Below are 23,106 nucleotides of genomic sequence, written 5' to 3' on the forward strand. Positions count from 1 at the left end.
CTCGACCATCGCCGAGTACGGCCCCAGGTCAGCCACCAGCTGACTGCGCGATTGTTCGCGGACCGCCTTGAGTTCGGCGAGGAAGTCCGGGTCGGTCCGCAGGCGGCCTTCGAGGCGGTCGGCCAGGCCGTCCAGGGCCAGCGCGGCGTCGCCGCAGATAAACAGTTCGCTGGCGTAGCCGCGGCCTTCGACGGCCGGGTTGGCGTCGATGCGCAGGGTGTTCTGCGGCAGCTTCAGGGCGTACTTGAAGGTTTCGTTGCTGCGCAGGCGCGAGCCGGCGATCAGCAGTGCATCGCAGGTTTGCAGGAACTGCTCGACCCGCTTGTTCTGCGAGAAGGCGCCGAGGCAACGCTCGTCGTCTTCGTTGACCACGCCGCGGCCCTGGGTCGAGGTGATGACCCCCACGCCCATGGCCAGCAGGCGCTTGACCTGCGCCCCGGCGTGCCGCGCGCCGCCGCCGAGCCAGAGCAGCGGGCGCTTGGCCCCGGCCAGGCGTTCGGCGACCAGGTCCAGGGCCTCTGGCGCCGGCACCGCGACCGGGATCGGCAGCGGCGACAGGTCGGTGGGCATCGGAATGAATGTGGACTGGATGTCGATCGGGATTTCCACGCTGACCGGGCCGGTCGGCGCGGTCAGGGCAGTCTGCACCGCGAGCTTCAGGGTGCTGATGGCGGTCTCGACGCTGCGCACGCGGAACGCGGCCTTGGACACCGCCTTGAGCATGTTCAGCTGGTCGCGGGCTTCGTGGATGTAGGCCAGTTCCTGGTCGAGGTACGGCGTTTCGATCTGCCCGGTGATGTGCAACAGCGGGGTGCCGGCGGTCTGCGCCTCGACCATGGCCCCGGCGGCGTTGCCGGCCGCGGTGCCGGTGGAGGTCAGGCACACGCCCAGGCCGCCGGTGGTGCGGGCATAGGCGTCGGCCATGTTGGCCGCGCCGGCCTCGCCGCGGGCCATGACGAAGCGGATATTGCCGCGTACGGCGAAGGCATCGAGGATCGGCATGTTGTGGATCGAGATCACGCCGAACGCGGCCTTGACCTCGCATTGTTCGAGAAAGGCGGTGATGGCAGCGCCCACGGTGACAGTGTTTTCGTTACGCATGGCGGGACAGGCCTCCGGATACATCGATATGGCTGCCTGTGGTGTAAGCCGACAGAGGCGAGGCCAGGAACAGGATCGCGCGGGCCGCTTCCAGCGGCAGGCCCAGGCGCCCAAGGGGAATGTGTTTTTGTTGGGCCAGGCGGGCGGTCCATTGCGCCCAGTCGAGGTCGCGTTCTTCGCGGGCCTCGAAGCGCCGGCGCCATTGCCCGGACTCCACCAGGCCGATGAGGATGCCGTTGACCCGGATGCCCTGCGGGGCGAACTCGGTGGCCATCGAGCGCACCAGGTTCTTGATCCCGGCGCGGGCGGCCGAGGTGGCGACCATGTGCGGCTCCGGCTGGCTGGCCAGCAGCGAGTTGACGCAGACGATGGCGGCCTCGGCCTGGCTTTGCAGCTGGGCCTTGAAGGCGCGGACCGGGTTGATCACCGAGAAGAATTTCAGGTTCAGCTCTTCGGTCCAGGCCGCGTCGCTGGTGTCGGCGAAGGTCGAGACCCGGCCCTGCCCGGCGTTGTTGATCAGCACGCTGGCGGCGCCGAGCGCGGCCTGGCTGGCGGCGGCGAAGGCGTTTACCGATTCGGCGTCGAGCACGTCGCACGCCTGGGCCAGCAGCCGCGCTTCTGGGAAGCGTTGGCGCAGCCCGGCTTCGGCGCTGCGCAGGCGTTCGCCGTCGCGTCCGCAGAAGGCCACGGCGGCGCCGGCTTCCAGCAGCAGCTCGACGCAGGCCAGGCCGATGCCCGAGGAGCCGCCGGTGACGATCGCGGTACGGCCCTGGAGTTGATAAAGGCTCATCTCAATCCCTCATCAAGGCGGTGACGCGGGATTGCCCGTCGTGGGCCACGCCGTTGTAGTTGAGCAGGCGCGACAGCTCGTCGGCGCTGCGGCGCACCTGCGACAGCAGCTCCTCGAAATTGACGTGGCCGATCTGCGTGGTGGGGATGGTCACGCCCAGGGCGGCGGCGATGCGCCCGCTCTGGTCGCGCACCGGGGCGGCCACCGTGGAGATCGCCGACTCGAAGAAACCTTCGCCGCTGACGAACCCGCGCTGGCGGTCGGCCTGGACCATGTCGAACAGCTCCAGCACGGTTTTCGGTGTGCTGTGGGAGTGCTGTTCCAAGTGCTCTTCGGGGTACAGCTCGCGCAGTTCGGCCAGCGACAGGTCTTCCAGGAGGATGCGCCCGAGCACCGTGGCGTGGGCCGGCAGGCGGGTGCCGACGTTGACCGCGTTGGAGAACACCGAGGGCGGCGAGACCTTGGCCACGTAGACGATCGAGCGGCCGTCGCGCACCACCAGGTTGCTTGGGTAGTTGAGGCGGTCGCACAAGCGTGCCAGCAGCGGTTGGCCGAGCTCGGTCAACTCCAGCGACGCGAGGTACTCGAAGCCCAGGCGCAGCACCGACATGCCGAGGCGGTACTCGTTGCCGCTGCGGGTGACGAAACCCATGGTTTCCAGGGTGGTGAGCAGGCGGAAAATAGTCGAGCGCGGCAGGGCCAGGCGGCGTGCCAGTTCCGGCGCGGTCAGGGTGCGGTTGCGCCGGCTGAACTCGCAGAGCAGCAACAGGCCGCGTTCCAGGCCCGGCACTATGTATTTGTCCTGAGCGTCCTTCAGCAGATCGGAATCGTTCATAGGGTTCTACCTGTCAGGGATTCTTTGATGGCAAAGGCCAGGCGGCCCGCGACCACCAGCGGTTGTTCGATGGGGCTGGCGTGGCCCGCGTCGGCGATCAGGTCGAAGCGGGCGCCCAGGGCCTTGGCCAGGGTCAGGCAGGCCTCGGCCGGGGTGATGCGGTCGGCTTCGCCGCAATGCACTTCGCAGGGCATGGCGGGGCGGCCGTGGCGCAGCAGGTCGTCGCCGCACAGCAACTCGATGGCCTGGCGGTAGCCGCCGGGGTCGAGCCGCGCCATGTTCCAGCGCACCCAGGCCAGGGCCTGCGCGCTGGCGTTGGACGACAGCATGTGGGCGCTGCGCTGTTCGGCCAGGCCGGCGATGCCCAGGCGGTCGAGGTTCTCCAGGCGTTGCTGGCGCACCTGCTGGCGTTGCCCGGCGCGTTCCGGGGCGCCATAACCGCGGGCCGGGCTGATCAGCAGCAGGCGGCTCACGCGGTGTGCCTGGGCGCTGCGGGCGAAAGCCATCGCCGGCAACGCACCGAGGGAATGCCCCACCAGCACGCATCGCTCGACCTCCAGCGCGTCGAGCATCTGCACCAGGCGCGCGGCGTACTGCTCGGCCTTGGGCGCGGGGGACTCCAGCGGGCTGGAGTCGCCGTAGCCGGGCGCGTCCCAGGCGATGACCCGCGCCTGCGAGGCCAGTTGCCCGGCCACTTGCAGCCAGGACGCCGCCCCGGAGCCGATGCCGTGCAGCAACACGATCGCCGGCCCCGCGCCGCATTCGCGCAGGGCCTGCTGGCCCCCGGCCACGGGCACCCGGCGCTGGGCGAAGTCGCGGTCCAGTCGGGCTTCGAGGGTCGCCGCCGGCGCGGCGTGAGAGAGGCCAGGCAACATGGGCTTATCCGCGCTTGATCGAGGCCAGAGGGTGCTCTGGCGGGTAGGTCGGGGTGATCGGCTTTTTCGCGCCGAGCATCACGCACATCAGCGCGTCTTCGTCGCCGATGTTGATCTCTTCGCGGTACACCCCCGGCGGCACGGAAATCACGTCGCGGTCGGTGAGGACGGTCTCGAAGCGTTCGCCGTCCTTTTCCAGCACCACCTTGAGCTTGCCGCGCAGCACGAAGAACACTTCCTCGACGTCGATGTGCAGGTGCGGCGGGCCTTCGTGGCCGGCCGGGATGACCATGGTGGAGAAGGTGAAGTGCTCCGACGGGATGGTGTTCATGTCGCTGCTGACGCCGGTGCCGCCGGTGCCGATGTAGCGCATTTGCGCGCGGCGGAATTTCGGGTCGTAGTCGGCCTGGAACTTCAGCGCGTCCCAGTCGTACTTGCGCGTCTGGTAGCGGGCGATGCGGGTGTTCATCCAGCTTTCCAGGCTGGCGCCGGCAGGCCGCTCCCAGCTTTTCGGGGCGTCGTTTTGGGCGGATAGATCGGTCATGGCAGTCTCCAGATCAAGGCATGACGAACCCGCCGTTGACCGGCAGGGTTTGTCCAGTGATGAAGCGGGCAAGGTCGGACAGCGCGAACAGCACGGCGCCGCTGACGTCTTCGGGCAGTTGCGGGCGCTGGATGGCCCGCTGGTCGTTGTACAAGCGGTGGCGGGCCTCGGGCACGTAGGCGGTGGCTTCCACCAGCACCAGGCCGGGGGCGATGGCATTGACCGTGATGTTGTCGGCGCCCAGCTCGCGGGCCAGGCTGCGGGTCATGGCGATGATCGCGCCCTTGCTGGCGACGTAGGCCAACAGGTTCGGCGCGCCCCACAGCGGGGTGTCGGAGGCCAGGTTGACGATGGCGCCGCGGCCGCTGGCGCGCAGGGCCGGCAGGCAGGCGGTGGTCATCAGCCAGGTGCCGCGCACGTTGACCTGCATCACCTGGTCCCAGGTGTCGATGCTCAGTTCTTCGCAGCCCTTGCCGCCGGAGTTGGTGATCGAGGCGTTGTTCACCAGGCCGTCGAGGCCGCCGAGCAGGCCCACGGCGCCCGCGACGCAGGCGTCGATGGAGGCCGGCTGGGCGAGGTCGAGGCCCAGGGCCTGGACGTCCAGGCCCTGGGCCCGCAGTTCGCCGGCGGCCTGCTGCACGCGCTCTTCGAGCACGTCGGCGATCGCCACCCGGGCGCCGGCCCGGCCGATGGCCTGGGCGAAGGCGTAGCCCAGGCCGCGGGCGCCGCCGGTGACCAGCACCCGGCGACCTTCGAGCAAGAGGTTCTGGCTGTTCATCATTGGGTGCTCAACATGGCTTTGGGCAGGTAGTGCAGGACGCGTTTTTCCGCCCAGACCACGGCGCCGTAGGCGATCACCCCGATCAGGGTGAGCATGACGATGGCGACGAACACCCCGGCGGTGTTGCCCTGGCCCTCGGCGTCCACCAGCAGGAAGCCCAGGCCCTGGTTACCGCCGACCAGCTCGCCGACGGTGACGCCGATCACCGCCAGGGTCGAGGCGATGCGCAAGCCGGAGAACAGGGCGGCCATGGCCGAGGGAAACTCCACCAGGCGGAAGATCTGCCAGCGGCTGGCGTTCATGGTGCGCACCAGGTTGATCATGTCCGGGTCGACGGTGCGGATCGCCGAGAGCACGTTGATCATCACCGGGAAGAACACGATCAGGATGGCGATCAGGATCTTCGGGTAGATGGTGTAGCCCAGCCACATCACGAACAGCGGCGCGAAGGCGACTTTCGGGGCGATCTGCAAGGCCAGGATGTACGGCGACAACATGGCTTCGGCGGCGGGCGACAGGCCCAGCGAGACCCCGATCGCCACCCCCAGCAGGGCGCCGAGACCGAAGCCGACGACGATCTCCAGCGCGGTGATCAGGGTGTGCTGCGCCAGGCCGCCGCTGTGCCACATCACCAGGCTTTCCTGGGCGACGCGGCTCAGCTGCGGCATGACGAATTCGGGCATGCCGAGCAGCCCCGGGCCCCATTGCCAGAGCACCAGGAACAGGACCAGCAGCGCGGCGCTGCCGAGCATGGAGTGATTCAGGCTTTTCATCGTGTGCGTACCTTGTGGTCCCGGTGGCTCATTGCGCGGCGACCGGGTTGTCGACGAACTGGTTGGTGAACAGGTCTTCGAGCTTGGGCTCCTGGCTGACGATGCCTTCGCTGACGTAGAACTGGCGGACCTTGTCCAGGCGCTGCGGGTCGATGCGGCCGAGCACGCCCTGGTTGGTGTAGACGTGCTCGACGTAGAGCTTGAAGACCTTCTCCAGCGAGTCTTCCTTGCCGGCGTAGGCCGGTACCGCCTTGGCGAAGGTCACCGCGGCGGCGCGCGGGTCCTGGATGATGTCGCGCATGCCTTGCAGGGTGGCCTGGACCACGCCGCGCACGACCTTGGGCTGATTCTTGATGGCGTCGTCGGAGGCGAGGATCGCCTGGGCCATGCTGTCGAAAATCTGCGCCTGGGGAATCAGCTTGATCGGCACCCCGGCCTCTTCGGCGTTGACCACCCAGTCCGGCACGCCGGCCATGGCCTGGGCCTTGTCGGCCGAGAACAGCTGCCAGACCCCGGCGGGGCCGGCGGCCTGGATATTCACGTCGTTCTTGCCCAGGCCGGCTTTGCGCAGCGAGGCGAGCAGGGCGTAGTAGGTGGTGTCGGAATAGGACATCACCGTCAGGGTCTTGCCCTTGAGGTCGGCGATGGAGCCGATGTTCTCGCGGGCATTGGTGGCGATCATGGTCACCCCGCCCGCGCCCAGCACGGCCACGGCGCGCACCGGGATGCCATTGGCCCGGACCACGATCGGCGTGTCGCCGATGGCGCCGCCGAGCAGGGCGTTGCCGGCACCGATCTGCTTGGCCACGTCGACACCGCCCTTGGCGGCGATAAAGGTCAGGTTCAGGTCCTGGGCGGCGTAGTAACCCTTCTCCTTGGCGATGATCCAGGGCGCGAATGCCGGCGAGTTGGGCGGCGCCGGCAGCAGGTAGGTGACATCGGTCGGCTGCGCCTGGGCGACGCCGGCCAGGCCGAGGCCCAGGCTGACGGCGCAAAGGTGGTGGAACAGAGACTTGAGCATGGGGACTCCTGAATCGGTTAGGGGGCCGCGAGGGCGGTGATCAATGCAGTTCGGTGTCCGCGCCGACTTGCAGCAACTCCATCAGGCGGCCCACCAGCGGGCCGATTTCCGGCAGCTTGCGGCGCTCCAGCGGGTTGTCGCGAAACGGCAGGTCGATGCTGATTTCTTCGATGATGGTGCCGGGGCGGGCGCTCATGACCAGCAACCGGTCGGACATGGCGATGCCCTCGATCAGGTCGTGGGTGATGAACAGGGCGGTTTTCTTTTCGTCGAACAGCATCCGCGCCATGTCCTGTTGCAGGATCATCTTGGTCTGGGCGTCGAGGGCGGAAAACGGCTCGTCGAGGAACAGCACCTGCGGGTCGATGGCCAGGGTGCGGGCCAGGGCCGCGCGTTGGCGCATGCCGCCGGACAGCTGGAACGGGTAGTGATCGGCGAAGCCCTTGAGGTGGCAGCGTTCGAGCAGGTCGTTCGCCACCGCCTGGCGGGTCGCGGCGGCCACGCCCTGGATCTCCAGCCCCAGCTCGACGTTGCGGCGGATGCTGCGCCAGGGCATCAGCAGGTCCTTTTGCAGCATGAAGGCGACCTGCGGCACCGGCCCGGTGACCGGCTCGCCGCCGACGAACACTTCGCCTTCGCTGGGGCGGTACAGGCCGGAACCCATATTGAGGATAGTGCTCTTGCCGCAACCGGAGGGGCCGATGATCGAGACCACTTCGCCCCGGCGGATCTTGAAATTCACCTCGCGAATCGCGAACGGCGCCGAGGACTGGCCCTTGGCCGGGAAACATTTGCCGACATTGCGAAACTCGATTTCAGTCGGCTCCAGATCTTCCTTGGGAGCGGGCTTATTCCATTGCGGGGCGACGGCGTACATCTCTTTCACAGCCATTGGGAAGGTTCTCTGGTCTGTTTTATAGGTGATACGCCGTTTAGTGCATGAACAATGCCAGTGCTTTAAGCACGGTTGTTTTTGTCAAAAAGTCCTTATGTATTAATCGGTTAAGAGCAGTTAGTTGAAAATGCAATGTTTTATATATGAAACACGGTTTCTTATCTGGCACGAATTTGCACACTGCCCGGGCATGGCCTGGGAAGTTGCAAGAAGTTGGGGCTGTTTCAGGTAACGCCAAAGGGCGATAACAGGCTTATTTGTTTTATATATAAAACGTGCGGCTCGGAAGTTTCGGCGCTCTTTATATAGAAGCAATCGGCCAAGGCGGGGAGTTGGGAACGGCAGGCAAAAAAAAGGGCCTGGAGACGAATCTCCAAGCCCTCAAAAGGTGAGAGGTGTCTAGTCCCTCGACCTGGTGAGCGTTGCCCTGTCGCCAGGGCGGGCGTTGGTCAGGCTTTGAGCGGGACCAGACGCGGGGCAATCATGTTTTCCGGACGCAGGATGTCGGCGAGCATGGCTTCGTCGAGCAAGCCTTCTTCGCGCACCAGCTCCAGCACGCCGCGGCCGCTTTCCAGCGCGATGCGGGCGATACGGGTGGCGTTTTCATAACCGATGTACGGGTTCAGCGCGGTGACCAGGCCGATCGAGTGCTCGACCAGTTCGCGGCAGCGCTGCTCGTTGGCGGTGATGCCGGTGATGCAGTGCTCGCGCAGCATGTCCATGGCGCGTTGCAGCAGGCGGATCGAGTCGAAGATCTTGAAGGCGATCAGCGGCTCCATCACGTTCAGTTGCAGCTGGCCGCCTTCGGCCGCGATGGTCAGGGCCAGGTCGTTGCCGATGATCTGGAACGCCACCTGGTTGACCGCTTCCGGGATCACCGGGTTGACCTTGCCGGGCATGATCGAGCTGCCTGGCTGGCGGGCCGGCAGGTTGATCTCGTTGATCCCGGTGCGCGGGCCGCTGGACAGCAGGCGCAGGTCGTTGCAGATCTTCGACAGCTTGACCGCGGTGCGCTTGAGCATGCCGGAGAACAGCACGAAGGCGCCCATGTCGGAGGTGGCTTCGATCAGGTCGGCGGCCGGTACCAGCGGCTGGCCGCTGATGGTGGCCAGGCGTTGTACGGCCAGGGCCTGGTAGCGCGGGTCGGCGTTGATGCCGGTACCGATGGCGGTGCCGCCCAGGTTGACTTCGGTCAGCACTTCCGGCGCCAGGGTCTTCAGGCGGGCCAGGTCTTCGCCGAGGGTGGTGGCGAAGGCCTTGAACTCCTGGCCCAGGGTCATCGGCACGGCGTCTTGCAGCTGGGTACGGCCCATCTTCAGGACGTGGCTGAATTCCTCGCCCTTGGCGGCGAACGACTGGATCAGGCTGTCGAGGCTGGCCAGCAGCGCGTCGTGGCCCAGCAGCAGACCCAGGCGGATCGCGGTCGGGTAGGCGTCGTTGGTCGACTGCGCCATGTTCACGTCGTTGTTCGGGTGCAGGTACTGGTATTCGCCTTTCTGGTGACCCATCGCCTCGAGGGCAATGTTGGCGATCACTTCGTTGGCATTCATGTTGGTGGAGGTACCGGCGCCACCTTGAATCATGTCCACCACGAACTCTTCGTGGAAATCGCCGCGGATCAGACGGGCACAGGCTTCGCTGATGGCAGCGTGCTTGGCTTCGCTGAGGTGACCCAGCTCGCGGTTGGCGTCAGCAGCTGCCTGCTTGACCATTGCCAGACCGACGACCAGCTTCGGGTAATGCGAAATCGGAACGCCGGAGAGACGGAAGTTGGTCACCGCTCGCAGGGTCTGGATGCCGTAATACGCTTGAGCCGGTACTTCGAGTACGCCAAGCAGGTCTTTTTCTGTGCGGAAAGATGCAGCGGAGGACATGATAGAAATCATCTCGATATGGACCCGGTCTGTGCCGGAACGCTGCGAATCCTAGGCCTGTGGGAAAATTTGGGCCAATGCTGTTAAACACTGCCCTATGCATAAACGGCATAATGTCCGTGTGACGCCGCTTGCGCGGCAAACGTGTGACCTAAAATGGTGCGCCCCCTGGAGGACGTGATGAATCTGGAAAGCAAATGGCTCGAGGACTTCAGTGCCCTGGCCGCCACCCGCAGCTTCTCGCAGGCCGCCGAACGGCGCTTCGTGACCCAGCCGGCCTTCAGCCGGCGGATCCGCAGCCTGGAAGCGGCGTTGGGGCTGACCCTGGTCAACCGTTCGCGCACGCCGATCGAACTGACGGCGGCGGGGCAGTTGTTCCTGGTGACCGCGCGCACGGTGGTCGAGCAGTTGGGCGAAGTGCTGCGGCATTTGCATCACCTTGAAGGCGGGCAGGGCGAAGTGATGCAGGTCGCCGCGGCGCACTCCCTGGCCCTGGGCTTCTTCCCGCGCTGGATCGCGCAACTGCGCAACGAGGGCTTGAACATCGCCACGCGGCTGGTGGCGACCAACGTTGGCGACGCGGTGCACGCCCTGCGCGAAGGCGGCTGCGACCTGATGCTGGCCTTCTACGACCCGGACTCGGCGATGCAGATGGACCCGGAGATCTTCCCTTCGCTGCACCTGGGGCACACCGAGATGCTGCCGATCTGCGCGGCGGACGCCGCCGGCAAACCGCTGTTCGACCTCGAGGGCGAGGCCAGCGTACCGCTGCTGGCGTACAGCGCCGGGGCCTTTCTCGGGCGTTCGGTGAACCAACTGCTGCGCCAGCGCAACCTGCGCTTTACCACGGTGTATGAAACCGCCATGGCCGACAGCCTCAAGAGCATGGCCCTGGAAGGCCTGGGGATTGCCTGGGTGCCGCACCTGAGCGTGCGCGCCGAATTGGCCCGCGGCGAGCTGGTGGTCTGCGGCGGCGCGCAATGGCATGTGCCGCTGGAAATCCGCCTGTACCGCTGCGCCCTGGTGCGCAAGGCCAACGTCCGGTTGTTGTGGCGCAAGCTCGAAGGCGGCGCGGCACAAAGCACCAGCAACCCATGACCCTGTAGCCGCTGCCGCCGGCTGCGCCGTCGTTCGCAGCCTGCGGCAGCGGCTACAAGGAGCAGGTCAGGCCGCAAGGGATTTCCAGTCCGGTTTGACTGACTTCAAAGTCAATAAAACCGCCGCTTTGCGCCTGAAATACGCTGTATGACAGATGGTCGGCAAAAGTGCGTTTAACTCACCTTTTTCGGTATACTGCGCGGCCTCCGGCCGGTTCCACTGGCCATAATTTGTACAATCAAGCCACGCCTATCGCGTGGCTTGTTGTTTTTTGACGCGCCCGCGGGCGCCCAGAGAGAAGAGGCACGACGATGAGTGCACTGGTTGGCGTGATCATGGGCTCCAAGTCCGATTGGTCCACCCTTAGCCACACCGCCGATATGCTGGAAAAGCTCGGCATCCCCTACGAGGTGAAAGTGGTCTCCGCCCACCGCACCCCGGACCTGCTGTTCCAGTACGCCGAAGAAGCCGAGTCGCGTGGCATCGAGGTGATCATCGCCGGTGCCGGCGGCGCGGCGCACTTGCCTGGCATGTGTGCGGCCAAGACCCACCTGCCGGTGCTGGGCGTTCCGGTGCAGTCGTCGATGCTCTCGGGCGTGGACTCGCTGCTCTCCATCGTGCAGATGCCCGCGGGCATCCCGGTCGCCACCCTGGCCATCGGCAAGGCGGGCGCGATCAACGCCGCGTTGCTGTCGGCGAGCATCCTTGGCGCCAAGCACCCGCAATTCCATAGCGTGCTGAAAAAATTCCGTGCTGAGCAGACAGACAGCGTCCTGGACAATCCAGACCCGCGCGTCGCCTGAGGTTCTTGACGATGAAGATCGGTGTAATCGGTGGCGGCCAGCTGGGCCGCATGTTGGCGCTGGCGGGCACCCCGCTGGGGATGAACTTCGCTTTCCTCGACCCCGCTCCGGACGCGTGCGCCGCGGCCCTGGGCGAACACCTGCGAGCCGATTACGGCGATCAGGACCACCTGCGCCAGCTGGCTGACGAGGTCGACCTGGTGACCTTCGAGTTCGAAAGCGTACCGGCGGAGACCGTGGCCTTCCTGTCGCAGTTCGTCCCGGTCTACCCGAGCGCCGAAGCCCTGCGCATCGCCCGCGATCGTTGGTTCGAGAAGAGCATGTTCAAGGACCTGGGGATTCCAACCCCGGCGTTCGCCGACATCCAGTCGCAAGCCGACCTGGACGCCGCGGTGGCCAGCATTGGCCTGCCGGCCGTGCTGAAGACCCGCACCCTGGGTTACGACGGCAAGGGCCAGAAGGTCCTGCGCACCCCCGCAGACGTAGTCGGCACGTTCGCCGAGCTGGGCAGCGTCGCCTGCCTGCTGGAAGGCTTCGTGCCGTTCACCGGCGAAGTCTCGCTGATCGCCGTGCGCGCCCGTGATGGCGAAACCCGCTTCTACCCGCTGGTGCACAACACTCACGACAGCGGCATCCTCAAGCTGTCCGTGGCCAGCAGCGACCACCCGCTGCAGGCCCTGGCCGAAGACTATTCCAGCCGGGTGCTCAAGCAACTGGACTACGTTGGCGTGATGGCGTTCGAGTTCTTCGAGGTCGACGGCGGCCTCAAGGCCAACGAAATCGCCCCGCGGGTGCACAACTCTGGGCACTGGACCACCGAAGGCGCCGAGTGCAGCCAGTTCGAAAACCACCTGCGGGCGGTGGCTGGCCTGCCGCTGGGTTCGACCGCCAAGGTCGGCGAGAGCGCGATGATCAACTTCATCGGCGCCGTGCCGGCGGTGGAAAAAGTCATCGCCATCGACGATTGCCACCTGCACCACTACGGCAAGGCCTTCAAGGTCGGGCGCAAGGTCGGCCACGCCAACTTGCGCTGCAAGGACAAGGCGACCCTCGAAGCGCAGATTCTCAAGGTCGAAGCCCTGATCGGCGAGTAACTTCTGTGGGGCCGCGGTGGAACCAATCGGGGCCGCCGTTCTCTGATGGCAGGATGCCAAAGCTCTGACTAGGCTTTGGCATATCTCACTCATACAGAGGGAAATGCCATGGGAATTATTGGAACCATCTTTATCGGCTTGATCGTTGGTCTGCTGGCGCGCTTCCTGAAACCGGGCGACGACAGCATGGGCTGGATCATGACCATCCTGCTCGGTATCGGCGGTTCGCTGGCGGCCACCTACGGCGGTCAGGCCCTGGGCATCTACCAGGCGGGCCAGGGCGCGGGTTTCATCGGCGCGCTGGTCGGTGCGATCGTGCTGCTGGTGATCTACGGCCTGGTCAAAAAGAACTGATTTAGCGACAAAGCCCTCTCTGCTGCGCAGGTAGAGAGGGCTAGAATGCCCGGCGTTGTCTTGTCCCTTTCTTGCCGAGCTCCTCCATGCGCCGTCTTCTGTTGACTCTCGTTCTGCTGGGCTCAGGCCTGGCCCACGCCGGCGACCTGCCGGAAACCGACTGGCTCGAACTGATGCCCAAGTCGGACCAGAAAGCCCTCGAACAAATGCCGGAAATCGACCACAACTCGCCCGAAGCCAATGGCACCTTTACTGAAAAGGGTGGCTTGAAGCAGAGCAAAGGGTTGCCGGCAGTGATGTATTCGACCAAGACCGTGGCGGCCATGAACGGCAAGGACATCCGCATCGGCGGCTACCCGGTGCCGCTGGAAGCCGACGCCAAGGGGCGCAGCACCCTGTTTTTCCTCGTGCCGTATCCGGGTGCCTGCATCCACGTGCCGCCACCGCCGCCCAACCAGCTGGTCCTGGTGCGGTTCCCCAAGGGTGTGAAGCTGGACGATATCTACACGCCGCTGTGGGTAACCGGACATTTGAAAATCGAGACGGTCAGCAACGACCTGGCCGATGCGGCCTATGCGCTGGATGCCCAGAAAGTGCGGGTGGTGCAGGAGTCGGATCTGTAAGACGTGACGCCTTGCCCTGTAGGAGCGAGCTTGCTCGCGATCGAGACGCCGCGGTACGTCAGGCAGACGCATCGCGAGCAAGCTTGCTCCTACAGGAGGGTGTTGGTCAGAGGGGGATGCTGGTAACGCTTACGCCCAGGGTGTGGCTGGCGCCTGGCGCCAGGGTCACCACATCGTCCATCACGTTGGCGGTTTCGATGCACAGCATGCGCTGCCAGCCGTCGTTGGCCATGTCGCTGAACTGCTCGGCGCGGGCGATCCACGGGTTCCAGATCACCGCCGAACGCGAGCCGCTGCTGGTCAGCTGGATGCGTCGCTGCCAGTCCGGGTCGACGATGCTCAGCTCTGGCGGCGGATCGAGATAGATGCGGTCGGTCTCGCCGTTGAAATGCAGGTCGCCGGCTTGCTGCAGAGTTTTCCAGTCGTCCAGCGTCTCGATGTAGTTCAAGCCGTCCAGCCCTTCGATATGCACCTTGCGTACGTCGCTGACCGCGAAGTAGCTGTGCAGCGCCTGGCTGATGCTGACGGTGTCGTTGCCCTGGTTATGGCTGGTGAGGCTGATGTGCAGCTGGTCGTCGAGACGGATGCCGAGTTTCAGCCCGACCTGATGCGGCCAGCCTGGCAGGCCACCTTCGGGGATTGGCAGTTGCAATTCCACCAGCAGGCTTTCGCCGTCGCTCTCGATGCCCAGCAGTTCCCAATCGGTGGCGCGGACCAGGCCGTGGGCCGGGGCCGGCTCGCTGCCCTGGCGCATGGCCTGGACGCTTTGCGGGTTGCGCGCGAAGTTGCCGAACCACGGCCAGCACACCGGGACGCCGGCCCGGATGTTCTTGCCGGTCTTGAACACCGCCTCGTCGTTGAGCCAGATCAGCGGCGGCTGCCCGGCCAATTGATAGCTGAGGATGTGCGCGCCCTGCTGGGCCACCAGCAACTCGGCCTGACCGTGGCGGATGCGCCAGCAGTTCAGCTCATCCAGTTTCACCGTTTCAACGTGAGGGGTAGACATGGTGCGGTTCTCGTTCAAAAGCAGGGCTGCCATGGACCACGGGACAGCCGCCGGGTTTAACCCGCGCCGGATTCAACGGGCTCTGGGCGGAACCGAGCGGGTACGTCCGCTGCCGTCGATGGCAACGAACACGAACACCGCCTCGGTGACTTTGCGCCATTCGCTGGACAACGGATCGTCGCTCCAGACCTCGACCATCATCTGGATCGAGCTGCGACCGATTTCCAGGGTCTGGGTATAAAAGGACAGTTGCGCGCCCACCGCCACCGGCACCAGGAACGCCATGCGGTCGATGGCGACCGTGGCCACGCGCCCGCCGGCCACGCGACTGGCCATGGCGGTGCCCGCCAGGTCCATCTGCGCCACCAGCCAGCCGCCGAAAATATCGCCAAAACCGTTGGTTTCACGGGGAAGCGCGGTGATTTGCAAGGCCAGGTCGCCTTGCGGGATCGGATCTTCTTGTTCGAGCTCTATCATGCCGGGGGTGCCTCTGACCCGTGACTCTTCATTGGTACTTCAGGTGAATAGCCGTCTTGAGGAAAAACGATTCAGCCCGAACATACTACGTTCGTCACGTTCTTCGTAAGGCGTACTAAAGGGAAACTCTGCGAAACCGGCTGGCCCAGTCAGCGCCTGGGACGCCCAGCGGCGTTTTCGCACAGCAACCCTTGCCGGGGACGGCTTTGCTCCAATGCTCGCGAGTATATCGGTCGACAGGCTCCGCGACGACCATCGGGTTCTGATTTTGACCGGCTATTGTGCGCATCTATGTGCTTTTTCGAACAATTTGCTATCGTGCCGAACCTGCCAGGCCACAACCAGCGCTGTTGCGGCTTCCAGAACCGACTATAAGAGAAGCCCTTGCCATGACCACTGTGCCCTCGAGCCTTGCGCAGCCCGCGCAACCTGCCCGCCCGTTGACCCGCAACGACTACAAGACCCTGTCGCTGTCCGCTCTGGGCGGGGCGCTGGAGTTCTACGACTTCATCATTTTCGTGTTCTTCGCCACCGTGGTCGGCAAGCTGTTCTTCCCCGCGGACATGCCCGAATGGCTGCGCCTGATGCAGACCTTCGGCATCTTCGCCGCCGGTTACCTGGCCCGGCCCCTGGGCGGGATCGTCATGGCGCACTTCGGCGACCTGCTGGGGCGCAAGAAGATGTTCACCCTGAGCATTTTCATGATGGCGGTGCCGACCCTGATCATGGGCCTGCTGCCGACTTACGCGCAGATCGGCATGTGGGCGCCGATCCTGCTGCTGTTGATGCGGGTGATCCAGGGCGCGGCCATCGGCGGCGAAGTCCCGGGCGCCTGGGTGTTCGTTTCCGAGCATGTGCCGCAGCGGCATATCGGTTACGCCTGCGGTACCCTGACCTCGGGCCTGACCGCCGGCATTCTCCTGGGTTCGCTGGTGGCCACCGCGATCAACAGCCTCTACACCCCGGTCGAAGTCGCCGACTACGCCTGGCGGATTCCTTTCCTGCTGGGCGGCGTGTTCGGTCTGTTCTCGGTGTACCTGCGCCGCTGGCTGCACGAAACCCCGGTGTTCGCCGAGCTGCAACTGCGCAAGGCCCTGGCCGAGGAAGTGCCGCTGCGGGCGGTGCTGCGCGACCACCGCAGCGCGATCATTCTCTCGATGCTGCTGACCTGGCTGCTGTCCGCCGGGATCATCGTGGTGATCCTCATGACCCCGACCGTGCTGCAGACGGTCTATCACTTCACCCCGACCGTGGCGTTGCAGGCCAACAGCCTGGCGATCGTGTTCCTGAGCCTGGGGTGCGTGGCGTCCGGCGCGCTGGCCGACCGTTTTGGCGCGGGCCGGGTGTTCGTGTTCGGCAGCGCGCTGCTGCTGGCCACGTCCTGGACTTTCTACCACAGCCTGCTGGATCACCCGGACTGGCTGTTCCCGCTGTACGCGCTGACCGGTTTGCTGGTGGGCACCATCGGCGCGGTGCCTTATGTGATGGTCAAGGCCTTCCCGGCGGTGGTGCGTTTTAGCGGGCTGTCGTTCTCCTACAACCTGGCCTACGCAATTTTCGGCGGCCTGACGCCGATGGTGGTGACGGCGCTGCTCAAGGAGAGCCCGATGGGCCCGGCCTATTATGTTGCAATTATTTGCAGCATCGGGATTCTGGTCGGCCTGTATTTGTGGAAGAAAGGTCGCTGATCCTGGCCTTGCGCATGATCCTGTAGCCGCTGCCGAAGGCTGCGATCGACCCGAAGGGGCGCGGCGATCTTCAGGGCCCAGGAGGTCCTGCGGACCTTTCGCAGCCTGCGGCAGCGGCTACAAAAGCGTGTTTCGCCCTCCTATAAAGAAAGGCCAGCCTTCCTTCGCGGATGCTGGCCTTTCATCTAATTGTCATATTTCAGCCATAGAGTGTTCACACGGCCTACAGATACTTGGCCCCGACTTAACACACCCTATCTGCTAGGAGTAAGGCATGAAACTGAAGCGTTTGATGGCGGCAATGACTTTTGTCGCTGCTGGCGTTGCGACTGCCCACGCGGTTGCCGCTGTTGACCCTGCTATCCCGAGCTACACCAAGACCACTGGTGTGTCGGGCAACCTGTCCAGCGTCGGTTCCGATACCCTGGCCAACCTCATGACCCTGTGGGCTGAGCATTACAAGAAAGAATACCCGAACGTAAACATCCAGATTCAGGCCGCTGGCTCCGCCACCGCGCCACCTGCGCTGACCGAAGGCACCTCCAATCTGGGCCCGATGAGCCGCAAGATGAAGGACACCGAACTGGCTGCCTTCGAGCAGAAGTACGGCTACAAGCCAACCGCTATCCCGGTGGCCGTGGACGCCCTGGCCGTGTTCGTGCACAAGGACAACCCGATCCAGCACCTGACCATGGAACAGGTTGACGCAATCTTCTCCTCGACCCGTCTGTGCGGCGCCAAGGAAGACGTCAAGACCTGGGGCGACCTGGGCGTGAAAGGCGACCTGGCCAACAAGCCAGTGCAACTGTTCGGTCGTAACTCGGTATCCGGCACCTACGGCTACTTCAAGGAAGAAGCCCTGTGCAAAGGCGACTACAAGCCTAACGTCAACGAACAGCCTGGCTCGGCTTCGGTGGTTCAGTCCATCAGCTCCTCGCTGAACGGCATCGGCTACTCGGGCATCGGTTACAAGACCGCTAGCGTGAAGACCGTGGCCCTGGCCAAGAAAGGCAGCAGCGACTTCATCGAAGACACCGAAGAAAACGCCCTGAACGGCAAGTACCCGCTGTCCCGCTTCCTGTACGTCTACATCAACAAGGCCCCGAACAAGCCTCTGGCCCCGCTGGAAGCCGAGTTCGTGAAACTGGTTCTGTCGAAACAGGGCCAGGAAGTGGTAGTGAAAGACGGCTACATCCCACTGCCAGCCAAAGTCGCCGCCAAGGCACTGGCTGACCTGGGCCTGCAGGAAGGCGCTCCAGTCGCCAAGAAGTAACACCTTGGGTCCGGGCTAGTCCCGGACCCTTGTAGGAGCGAGCTTGCTCGCGATGGCGATCTCCCAGGCGCACACGCTGCGTCGGATTCGCCCTCGATTCGCGAGCAGCCTCGCTCCTACACCCCCCAATTTCCGATTCGCTGCCAGCCTCGCTAGGCGGCGGATTTGTTGCGTCACTGCATTGTCATCTTTCTGTCATACAGGATCGCTAGGGTGTGCGCATGAATGATCTGGCCAACTCCACCATGACTCCGACTTCTCCCCCCAAGCGCATTGACTTCAATACGCCTGAGCTGCAACGCAAGCGCCGCATCCGCGCGCTTAAAGATCGCCTGACCCGCTGGTACGTCCTCGTGGGCGGGCTGGCCGTGTTGGCGGCGATCACCCTGATCTTCTTCTTCCTCGCCTACGTGGTCATGCCCCTGTTCCAGGGCGCCGACCTGACCGCCAAGGACCCGCTGACCCCCGCCTGGATGCAGGACGCCGGCAAGCCGCTGATGTTCTCCCTGGAAGAGCAGAACCAGGTCGGCATGCGGGTTTCCGACAAGGGGCAGGCGCTGTTTTTCGACATCGACAACGGCGCCGAGCTGCGTCGCGTCGACCTGCCGGTTCCAGCCGGCGCCAGCGTAACGTCCATCGGCAAGGACCAGCCGGGCAGCCCGCTGGTGGTGGTGGGCCTGTCCAACGGCCAGGTGCTGGTGTTCCGCCACACCTACAAGGTCAGCTACCCGGACGGCAAGAAGACCATCTCGCCGGCCATCGAGTACCCCTACGGCGAAACCCCGATCGTGCTGAACGAACAGGGCGCCGCACTGGAGCACGTCAACCTCAATGCCAGCGATTCGGCGTTGGTGCTGGCAGGTTCCAGCGGTTCGCAACTGCATGTACTGCAGTTGACCCGCGAAGAAAACATGATGACCGGCGAAGTCACCAGCGAGCAGAACCGCATCGAGCTGCCGCAGATGACCGAGCCGGTCAAGGCCATGTACATCGATCCGCGCCAGCAATGGCTGTACGTGATCAACGGGCGTGCCCAGGCCGACGTGTTCAGCCTGCGCGACAAGAGCCTCAACGGTCGCTACAAGTTGCTGGAAGACGCCAACGCCGAAGTGACGGCCAGCACCCAACTGGTGGGCGGCATCTCGCTGATCATCGGCACTTCCAAAGGCGGCCTGGCCCAGTGGTTCATGGCCCGCGATCCGGACGGCGAACTGCGCCTGAAGCAGATCCGCGATTTCCAGATGGGCACCGCGCCGATCGTCGAGATCACCGCCGAAGAGCGGCGCAAGGGCTTCGTCGCGCTGGACGCGGCGGGCAAGCTCGGCGTGTTCCACAGCACCGCGCATCGCACCTTGCTGGTGGACCAGGTGGTCGACGGCGAAGGCCTGTTCGGCCTGTCGCCGCGGGCCAACCGCGTGATCGTCGAAGCTGGCGGCAAGCTGCACCCGCTGGTGCTCGACAACCCGCACCCGGAAGTGTCCTGGAGTGCGTTGTGGAGCAAGGTCTGGTACGAGAACTACGACGAGCCTAAATACGTCTGGCAGTCGACCGCGGCCAACACCGATTTCGAACCCAAGCTGAGCCTCTCGCCGCTGACCTTCGGCACCTTGAAGGCGGCGTTCTACGCCATGCTGCTGGCCGCGCCGCTGGCGGTGGCTGCGGCGATCTACACCGCCTACTTCATGGCGCCGGGCATGCGCCGCAAGGTCAAGCCGGTGATCGAGCTGATGGAAGCGATGCCGACGGTGATCCTCGGTTTCTTCGCCGGCCTGTTCCTCGCGCCTTACGTCGAAGGCCATCTGCCAGGCATCTTCAGCCTGCTGATGCTGCTGCCGATCGGCATCCTGGTGGCCGGTTTCGTCTTCAGCCGCCTGCCTGAGTCGGTGCGCCTGAAGGTGCCGGACGGCTGGGAAAGCGCGATCCTGATCCCGGTGATCATCCTGGTGGGCTGGTTCTCGCTGTACATGAGCCCGTTCATGGAGAACTGGTTCTTCGGCGGCGACATGCGCATGTGGATCTCCCACGACCTGGGCATCACCTACGACCAGCGCAACGCCCTGGTAGTGGGCCTGGCCATGGGCTTCGCGGTGATCCCGAACATCTACTCGATCGCCGAAGACGCCGTGTTCAGCGTGCCGCGCGGCCTGACCCTGGGCTCCCTGGCCCTGGGCGCCACGCCGTGGCAGACCATGACCCGCGTGGTGATCCTCACCGCCAGCCCGGGCATCTTCTCGGCGCTGATGATCGGCATGGGCCGCGCGGTCGGCGAAACCATGATCGTGCTGATGGCCACCGGCAACACCCCGGTCATGGAAATGAACCTGTTCGAAGGCCTGCGGACCCTGGCGGCCAACGTCGCGGTGGAAATGCCCGAGTCGGAAGTCGGCGGTAGCCACTACCGCGTGCTGTTCCTCTCGGCGCTGGTGCTGCTGCTGTTCACCTTCGTCATGAACACCCTCGCCGAGCTGATCCGTCAGCGTCTGCGCAAGAAATACTCGTCGCTTTAAGAAAGGTAGAAGTCTGTGAAACAGAACTCCCTGAAAGGATGGTTCAAGAGCGGCGCCCCAGGTGTCTGGATCAGCGGTGGCGCGGTGTCCATCGCGGTCATCATGACGATCGGCCTGCTGGCGGTGATCGCCGTGCGCGGCCTGGGCCACTTCTGGCCGGCGGACCTGGTGCATGCCAGCTACGACGTGCCGGGCCAGGCCCAGCACCTGGTCATCGGTGAAGTGGTACAGAAGGAAGAAGTGCCGCGGGCCCGGTTGAAGAGCGCTGGCTTGCCGGTGCCGGACGTCGGCCCCGAGTTCATGACCCGCGAGCTGATCAAGGTCGGCAACCGTGACCTGAACGGCAACGATTTCACCTGGATCGTCGGCGACTGGTTGACCAACCAGACCACGCCGCCGGAACTGATGGCCATCGAGCGCCGCGAGTGGGGCAACTTCTACGGCTACCTGGTCAACGTCAAGCAGGATGGCAAGGTGGTCGCCGAAGGCGAAGCGGCCTGGCCGGAACTGCGTGCGCGGATCGACCGGGTGAACGCGCTGGCCGCCCAGCTCAAGAGCCTGGAGAAAACTGACATCGGCGCGATCAACGCCGGCCTCGAGCGCATCCGCCTGCACAGTCGCAAGCTGGAACTGGACGGCAAGCTCGACGCCGCCGCCCAGGCCGACATGGAAAGCGAGCGCGCCGAGCTGAACGCCCGCTACCAGGACATCGAAGCGCGCCTGAGCGACCTGCATGCGCAGTTCAACCGCGACAGCCTGACCGCGCGCGACGCCAACGGCAAAGAGCTGGAAATCAGCCTGGGCAAGGTGGTGCACGCCTACCAGCCGAACGCCATGGGCACTTTCACCAAGCTGGGCTTCTACTTCAGCAAGGTCTGGGAGTTCCTCAGCGACGACCCGCGTGAAGCCAACACCGAAGGCGGTATCTTCCCGGCGATCTTCGGCACCGTGATGATGACCCTGATCATGGCGATGATCGTCACCCCGTTCGGCGTACTGGCGGCGGTGTACCTGCGCGAATACGCCAAGCAGAACGCCCTGACCCGGGTCATCCGCATCGCGGTGAACAACCTGGCGGGCGTTCCGGCGATCGTCTACGGCGTGTTCGGCCTGGGCTTCTTCGTCTACGTGCTGGGCGGCTCCCTCGACCGGCTGTTCTTCCCCGAAGCCTTGCCGGCACCGACCTTCGGCACCCCGGGCCTGCTCTGGGCGTCCCTGACCCTGGCGCTGCTGGCGGTGCCGGTGGTGATCGTGGCCACCGAAGAAGGCCTGGCGCGGATTCCCCGTACCGTGCGCGAAGGCTCCCTGGCCCTCGGCGCGACCAAGGCGGAAACCCTGTGGAAAATCGTGCTGCCGATGGCCAGCCCGGCGATGATGACCGGCATGATCCTCGCGGTGGCCCGCGCCGCCGGCGAAGTGGCGCCGCTGATGCTGGTGGGCGTGGTGAAACTGGCGCCGTCGCTGCCGGTGGACGGCAACTACCCGTACCTGCACCTGGACCAGAAGATCATGCACCTGGGCTTCCACATCTACGACGTCGGCTTCCAGAGCCCGAACGTCGAGGCCGCGCGGCCGCTGGTGTACGCCACGGCGCTGTTGCTGGTGCTGGTGATCGCCTTGCTCAACCTGTCGGCGGTGGCGATCCGTAACCACCTGCGCGAGAAATACAAGGCTTTGGATAGCTGATTACTGCTGTACCGGTAGGAGCGAGCTTGCTCGCGAAGTGATGGTGAGACCGACGCAGCCTATGTGTCTGGAAGATCCCATCGCGAGCAAGCTCGCTCCTACGGGAAACGGCGTCACCGCTGGCGAGGCCAGCGGTTCACTGAAACGAATTTGTTAGCGTAGGGAGTGACCCATGCAGCAAGAAGCACATACCCACGGCATCAACATGTCGGCCCTGGGCCGCGACAAGCAGAGCCTGAGCCTGGACCAGGAAACCGTGGCTATCGAAGTCCCGGGCCTGAGCCTGTTCTACGGCGAGAAGCAGGCGCTCTACGACGTCAGCATGAACATTCCGAAACAGCGCGTGACCGCCTTCATCGGGCCGTCCGGTTGCGGCAAGTCCACACTGCTGCGCACCTTCAACCGTATGAACGACCTGGTGGACGGTTGCCGCGTGGAAGGCGAGATCAACCTCTACGGCAACAACATCTACCGTAAGGGCGAAGACGTGGCCGAGCTGCGCCGTCGTGTGGGCATGGTGTTCCAGAAGCCCAACCCGTTCCCTAAAACCATCTACGAGAACGTGGTCTACGGCCTGCGCATCCAGGGCATCAACAAGAAGCGCATCCTCGACGAAGCCGTGGAGTGGGCGCTCAAGGGCGCGGCGCTGTGGGAAGAGGTCAAGGACCGCCTGCACGACTCGGCGCTCGGCCTGTCCGGCGGCCAGCAACAACGTCTGGTGATCGCTCGCACCATCGCCGTGGAGCCTGAAGTGTTGCTGCTCGACGAGCCGTGCTCGGCACTCGACCCGATCTCCACCCTGAAAGTCGAAGAGCTGATCTACGAACTGAAATCCAAGTTCACCATCGTTATCGTGACCCACAACATGCAGCAGGCCGCGCGCGTTTCCGACTACACGGCGTTCATGTACATGGGCAAACTGGTGGAATTCGGCGACACCGACACCCTGTTCACCAATCCGGCGAAGAAGCAGACCGAAGACTACATCACCGGTCGCTACGGCTAGGA

22 protein-coding genes are annotated in these 23,106 nt (G+C 64.7%); 10 read left to right on the forward strand and 12 right to left on the reverse strand.

Translation table 11 applies throughout. The features are described from left to right. The 10 genes from BTN82_RS28445 to aspA all read right to left on the reverse strand — a co-directional run. On the reverse strand, window positions 1–1,101 hold a 1,101-nt coding region (locus BTN82_RS28445), incomplete at its 3' end, for a thiamine pyrophosphate-binding protein (protein ID WP_148169623.1). Then, window positions 1,094–1,891 carry an SDR family oxidoreductase gene (locus tag BTN82_RS28450; protein ID WP_075122343.1) on the reverse strand — a complete coding sequence of 266 codons (798 nt, stop codon included), beginning with the start codon at window positions 1,889–1,891 and terminating at the stop codon, window positions 1,094–1,096. The genes BTN82_RS28445 and BTN82_RS28450, both read right to left, overlap by 8 nt. 1 nt (window position 1,892) lies before the next feature. Further along, the gene (locus tag BTN82_RS28455) at window positions 1,893–2,726 is read right to left on the reverse strand and encodes an IclR family transcriptional regulator (RefSeq protein WP_075122344.1); all 834 of its coding nucleotides are present in this window, start codon (window positions 2,724–2,726) and stop codon (window positions 1,893–1,895) included. Beyond that, window positions 2,723–3,601 carry an alpha/beta fold hydrolase gene (locus tag BTN82_RS28460; protein ID WP_075122345.1) on the reverse strand — a complete coding sequence of 293 codons (879 nt, stop codon included), beginning with the start codon at window positions 3,599–3,601 and terminating at the stop codon, window positions 2,723–2,725. Before BTN82_RS28460 ends, BTN82_RS28455 begins: the two co-directional genes overlap by 4 nt. A gap of 4 nt (window positions 3,602–3,605) precedes the next feature. Further along, window positions 3,606–4,145: a cupin domain-containing protein gene (locus BTN82_RS28465; protein WP_075122346.1), complete on the reverse strand. Its 540-nt coding sequence runs from the start codon at window positions 4,143–4,145 to the stop codon at window positions 3,606–3,608. Window positions 4,146–4,158: 13 nt separating this feature from the next. After that, window positions 4,159–4,926, reverse strand: a complete 768-nt coding sequence (locus BTN82_RS28470; protein ID WP_410002847.1) for an SDR family oxidoreductase — start codon at window positions 4,924–4,926, stop codon at window positions 4,159–4,161. Then, window positions 4,923–5,699, reverse strand: a complete 777-nt coding sequence (locus BTN82_RS28475) for an ABC transporter permease (protein ID WP_075122347.1) — start codon at window positions 5,697–5,699, stop codon at window positions 4,923–4,925. The genes BTN82_RS28470 and BTN82_RS28475 overlap by 4 nt, the downstream gene beginning before the upstream one ends. A gap of 28 nt (window positions 5,700–5,727) precedes the next feature. Continuing rightward, the gene (locus BTN82_RS28480) at window positions 5,728–6,720 is read right to left on the reverse strand and encodes an ABC transporter substrate-binding protein (RefSeq protein WP_075122348.1); all 993 of its coding nucleotides are present in this window, start codon (window positions 6,718–6,720) and stop codon (window positions 5,728–5,730) included. Window positions 6,721–6,760: 40 nt separating this feature from the next. Next, on the reverse strand, window positions 6,761–7,597 hold the full coding sequence (locus tag BTN82_RS28485; RefSeq protein ID WP_075122513.1) for an ABC transporter ATP-binding protein: 837 nt from the start codon (window positions 7,595–7,597) through the stop codon (window positions 6,761–6,763). A 467-nt stretch (window positions 7,598–8,064) separates the two neighbouring features. Further along, window positions 8,065–9,489 (reverse strand): aspartate ammonia-lyase, encoded by a 1,425-nt coding sequence (gene aspA / locus BTN82_RS28490; protein ID WP_075122349.1) that lies wholly within the window; start codon window positions 9,487–9,489, stop codon window positions 8,065–8,067. Between the two features lie 180 nt (window positions 9,490–9,669). Here aspA and BTN82_RS28495 point away from each other — a divergent pair, with 180 nt between their 5' ends. From BTN82_RS28495 to BTN82_RS28515, 5 genes are all read left to right on the forward strand, one after another. Then, on the forward strand, window positions 9,670–10,587 hold the full coding sequence (locus tag BTN82_RS28495) for a LysR substrate-binding domain-containing protein (protein ID WP_075122350.1): 918 nt from the start codon (window positions 9,670–9,672) through the stop codon (window positions 10,585–10,587). A gap of 311 nt (window positions 10,588–10,898) precedes the next feature. Continuing rightward, a complete protein-coding gene (gene purE / locus BTN82_RS28500) occupies window positions 10,899–11,390 on the forward strand; it encodes a 5-(carboxyamino)imidazole ribonucleotide mutase (RefSeq protein ID WP_075122351.1) in 492 nt (163 codons plus the stop codon). 11 nt (window positions 11,391–11,401) lie between these two features. After that, complete coding sequence (locus tag BTN82_RS28505; RefSeq protein ID WP_075122352.1) at window positions 11,402–12,484, forward strand: 5-(carboxyamino)imidazole ribonucleotide synthase; 1,083 nt, start codon at window positions 11,402–11,404, stop codon at window positions 12,482–12,484. A gap of 108 nt (window positions 12,485–12,592) precedes the next feature. Next, a complete protein-coding gene (locus tag BTN82_RS28510; protein ID WP_007995826.1) occupies window positions 12,593–12,838 on the forward strand; it encodes a GlsB/YeaQ/YmgE family stress response membrane protein in 246 nt (81 codons plus the stop codon). Between the two features lie 86 nt (window positions 12,839–12,924). After that, window positions 12,925–13,461, forward strand: a complete 537-nt coding sequence (locus BTN82_RS28515) for a DUF3299 domain-containing protein (protein WP_075122353.1) — start codon at window positions 12,925–12,927, stop codon at window positions 13,459–13,461. Window positions 13,462–13,567: 106 nt separating this feature from the next. On the opposite strand, the gene BTN82_RS28520 is transcribed toward BTN82_RS28515, so the two are convergent. Then, a complete protein-coding gene (locus BTN82_RS28520) occupies window positions 13,568–14,467 on the reverse strand; it encodes a D-hexose-6-phosphate mutarotase (RefSeq protein ID WP_075122354.1) in 900 nt (299 codons plus the stop codon). 72 nt (window positions 14,468–14,539) lie between these two features. Next, window positions 14,540–14,944: an acyl-CoA thioesterase gene (locus BTN82_RS28525; RefSeq protein ID WP_003229628.1), complete on the reverse strand. Its 405-nt coding sequence runs from the start codon at window positions 14,942–14,944 to the stop codon at window positions 14,540–14,542. 389 nt (window positions 14,945–15,333) lie between these two features. Here BTN82_RS28525 and BTN82_RS28530 point away from each other — a divergent pair, with 389 nt between their 5' ends. The 5 genes from BTN82_RS28530 (at window position 15,334) to pstB (ending at window position 23,104) form a co-directional block, all read left to right on the forward strand. Continuing rightward, window positions 15,334–16,632, forward strand: coding sequence for an MFS transporter (locus tag BTN82_RS28530; protein WP_075122355.1), 1,299 nt, complete (start codon window positions 15,334–15,336; stop codon window positions 16,630–16,632). Window positions 16,633–16,906: 274 nt separating this feature from the next. Further along, window positions 16,907–17,905: a phosphate ABC transporter substrate-binding protein PstS family protein gene (locus tag BTN82_RS28535; protein WP_075122356.1), complete on the forward strand. Its 999-nt coding sequence runs from the start codon at window positions 16,907–16,909 to the stop codon at window positions 17,903–17,905. Between the two features lie 473 nt (window positions 17,906–18,378). Beyond that, a complete protein-coding gene (locus tag BTN82_RS28540) occupies window positions 18,379–20,412 on the forward strand; it encodes an ABC transporter permease subunit (protein ID WP_186828471.1) in 2,034 nt (677 codons plus the stop codon). A 15-nt stretch (window positions 20,413–20,427) separates the two neighbouring features. Next, window positions 20,428–22,098 (forward strand): phosphate ABC transporter permease PstA, encoded by a 1,671-nt coding sequence (gene pstA / locus BTN82_RS28545; protein ID WP_075122358.1) that lies wholly within the window; start codon window positions 20,428–20,430, stop codon window positions 22,096–22,098. A gap of 172 nt (window positions 22,099–22,270) precedes the next feature. After that, on the forward strand, window positions 22,271–23,104 hold the full coding sequence (gene pstB / locus BTN82_RS28550) for a phosphate ABC transporter ATP-binding protein PstB (RefSeq protein WP_075122359.1): 834 nt from the start codon (window positions 22,271–22,273) through the stop codon (window positions 23,102–23,104). Window positions 23,105–23,106 lie beyond the last annotated feature (2 nt).

This window comes from Pseudomonas chlororaphis (assembly GCF_001921865.1).
In the GTDB taxonomy this organism is placed as follows: domain Bacteria; phylum Pseudomonadota; class Gammaproteobacteria; order Pseudomonadales; family Pseudomonadaceae; genus Aquipseudomonas; species Aquipseudomonas chlororaphis_D.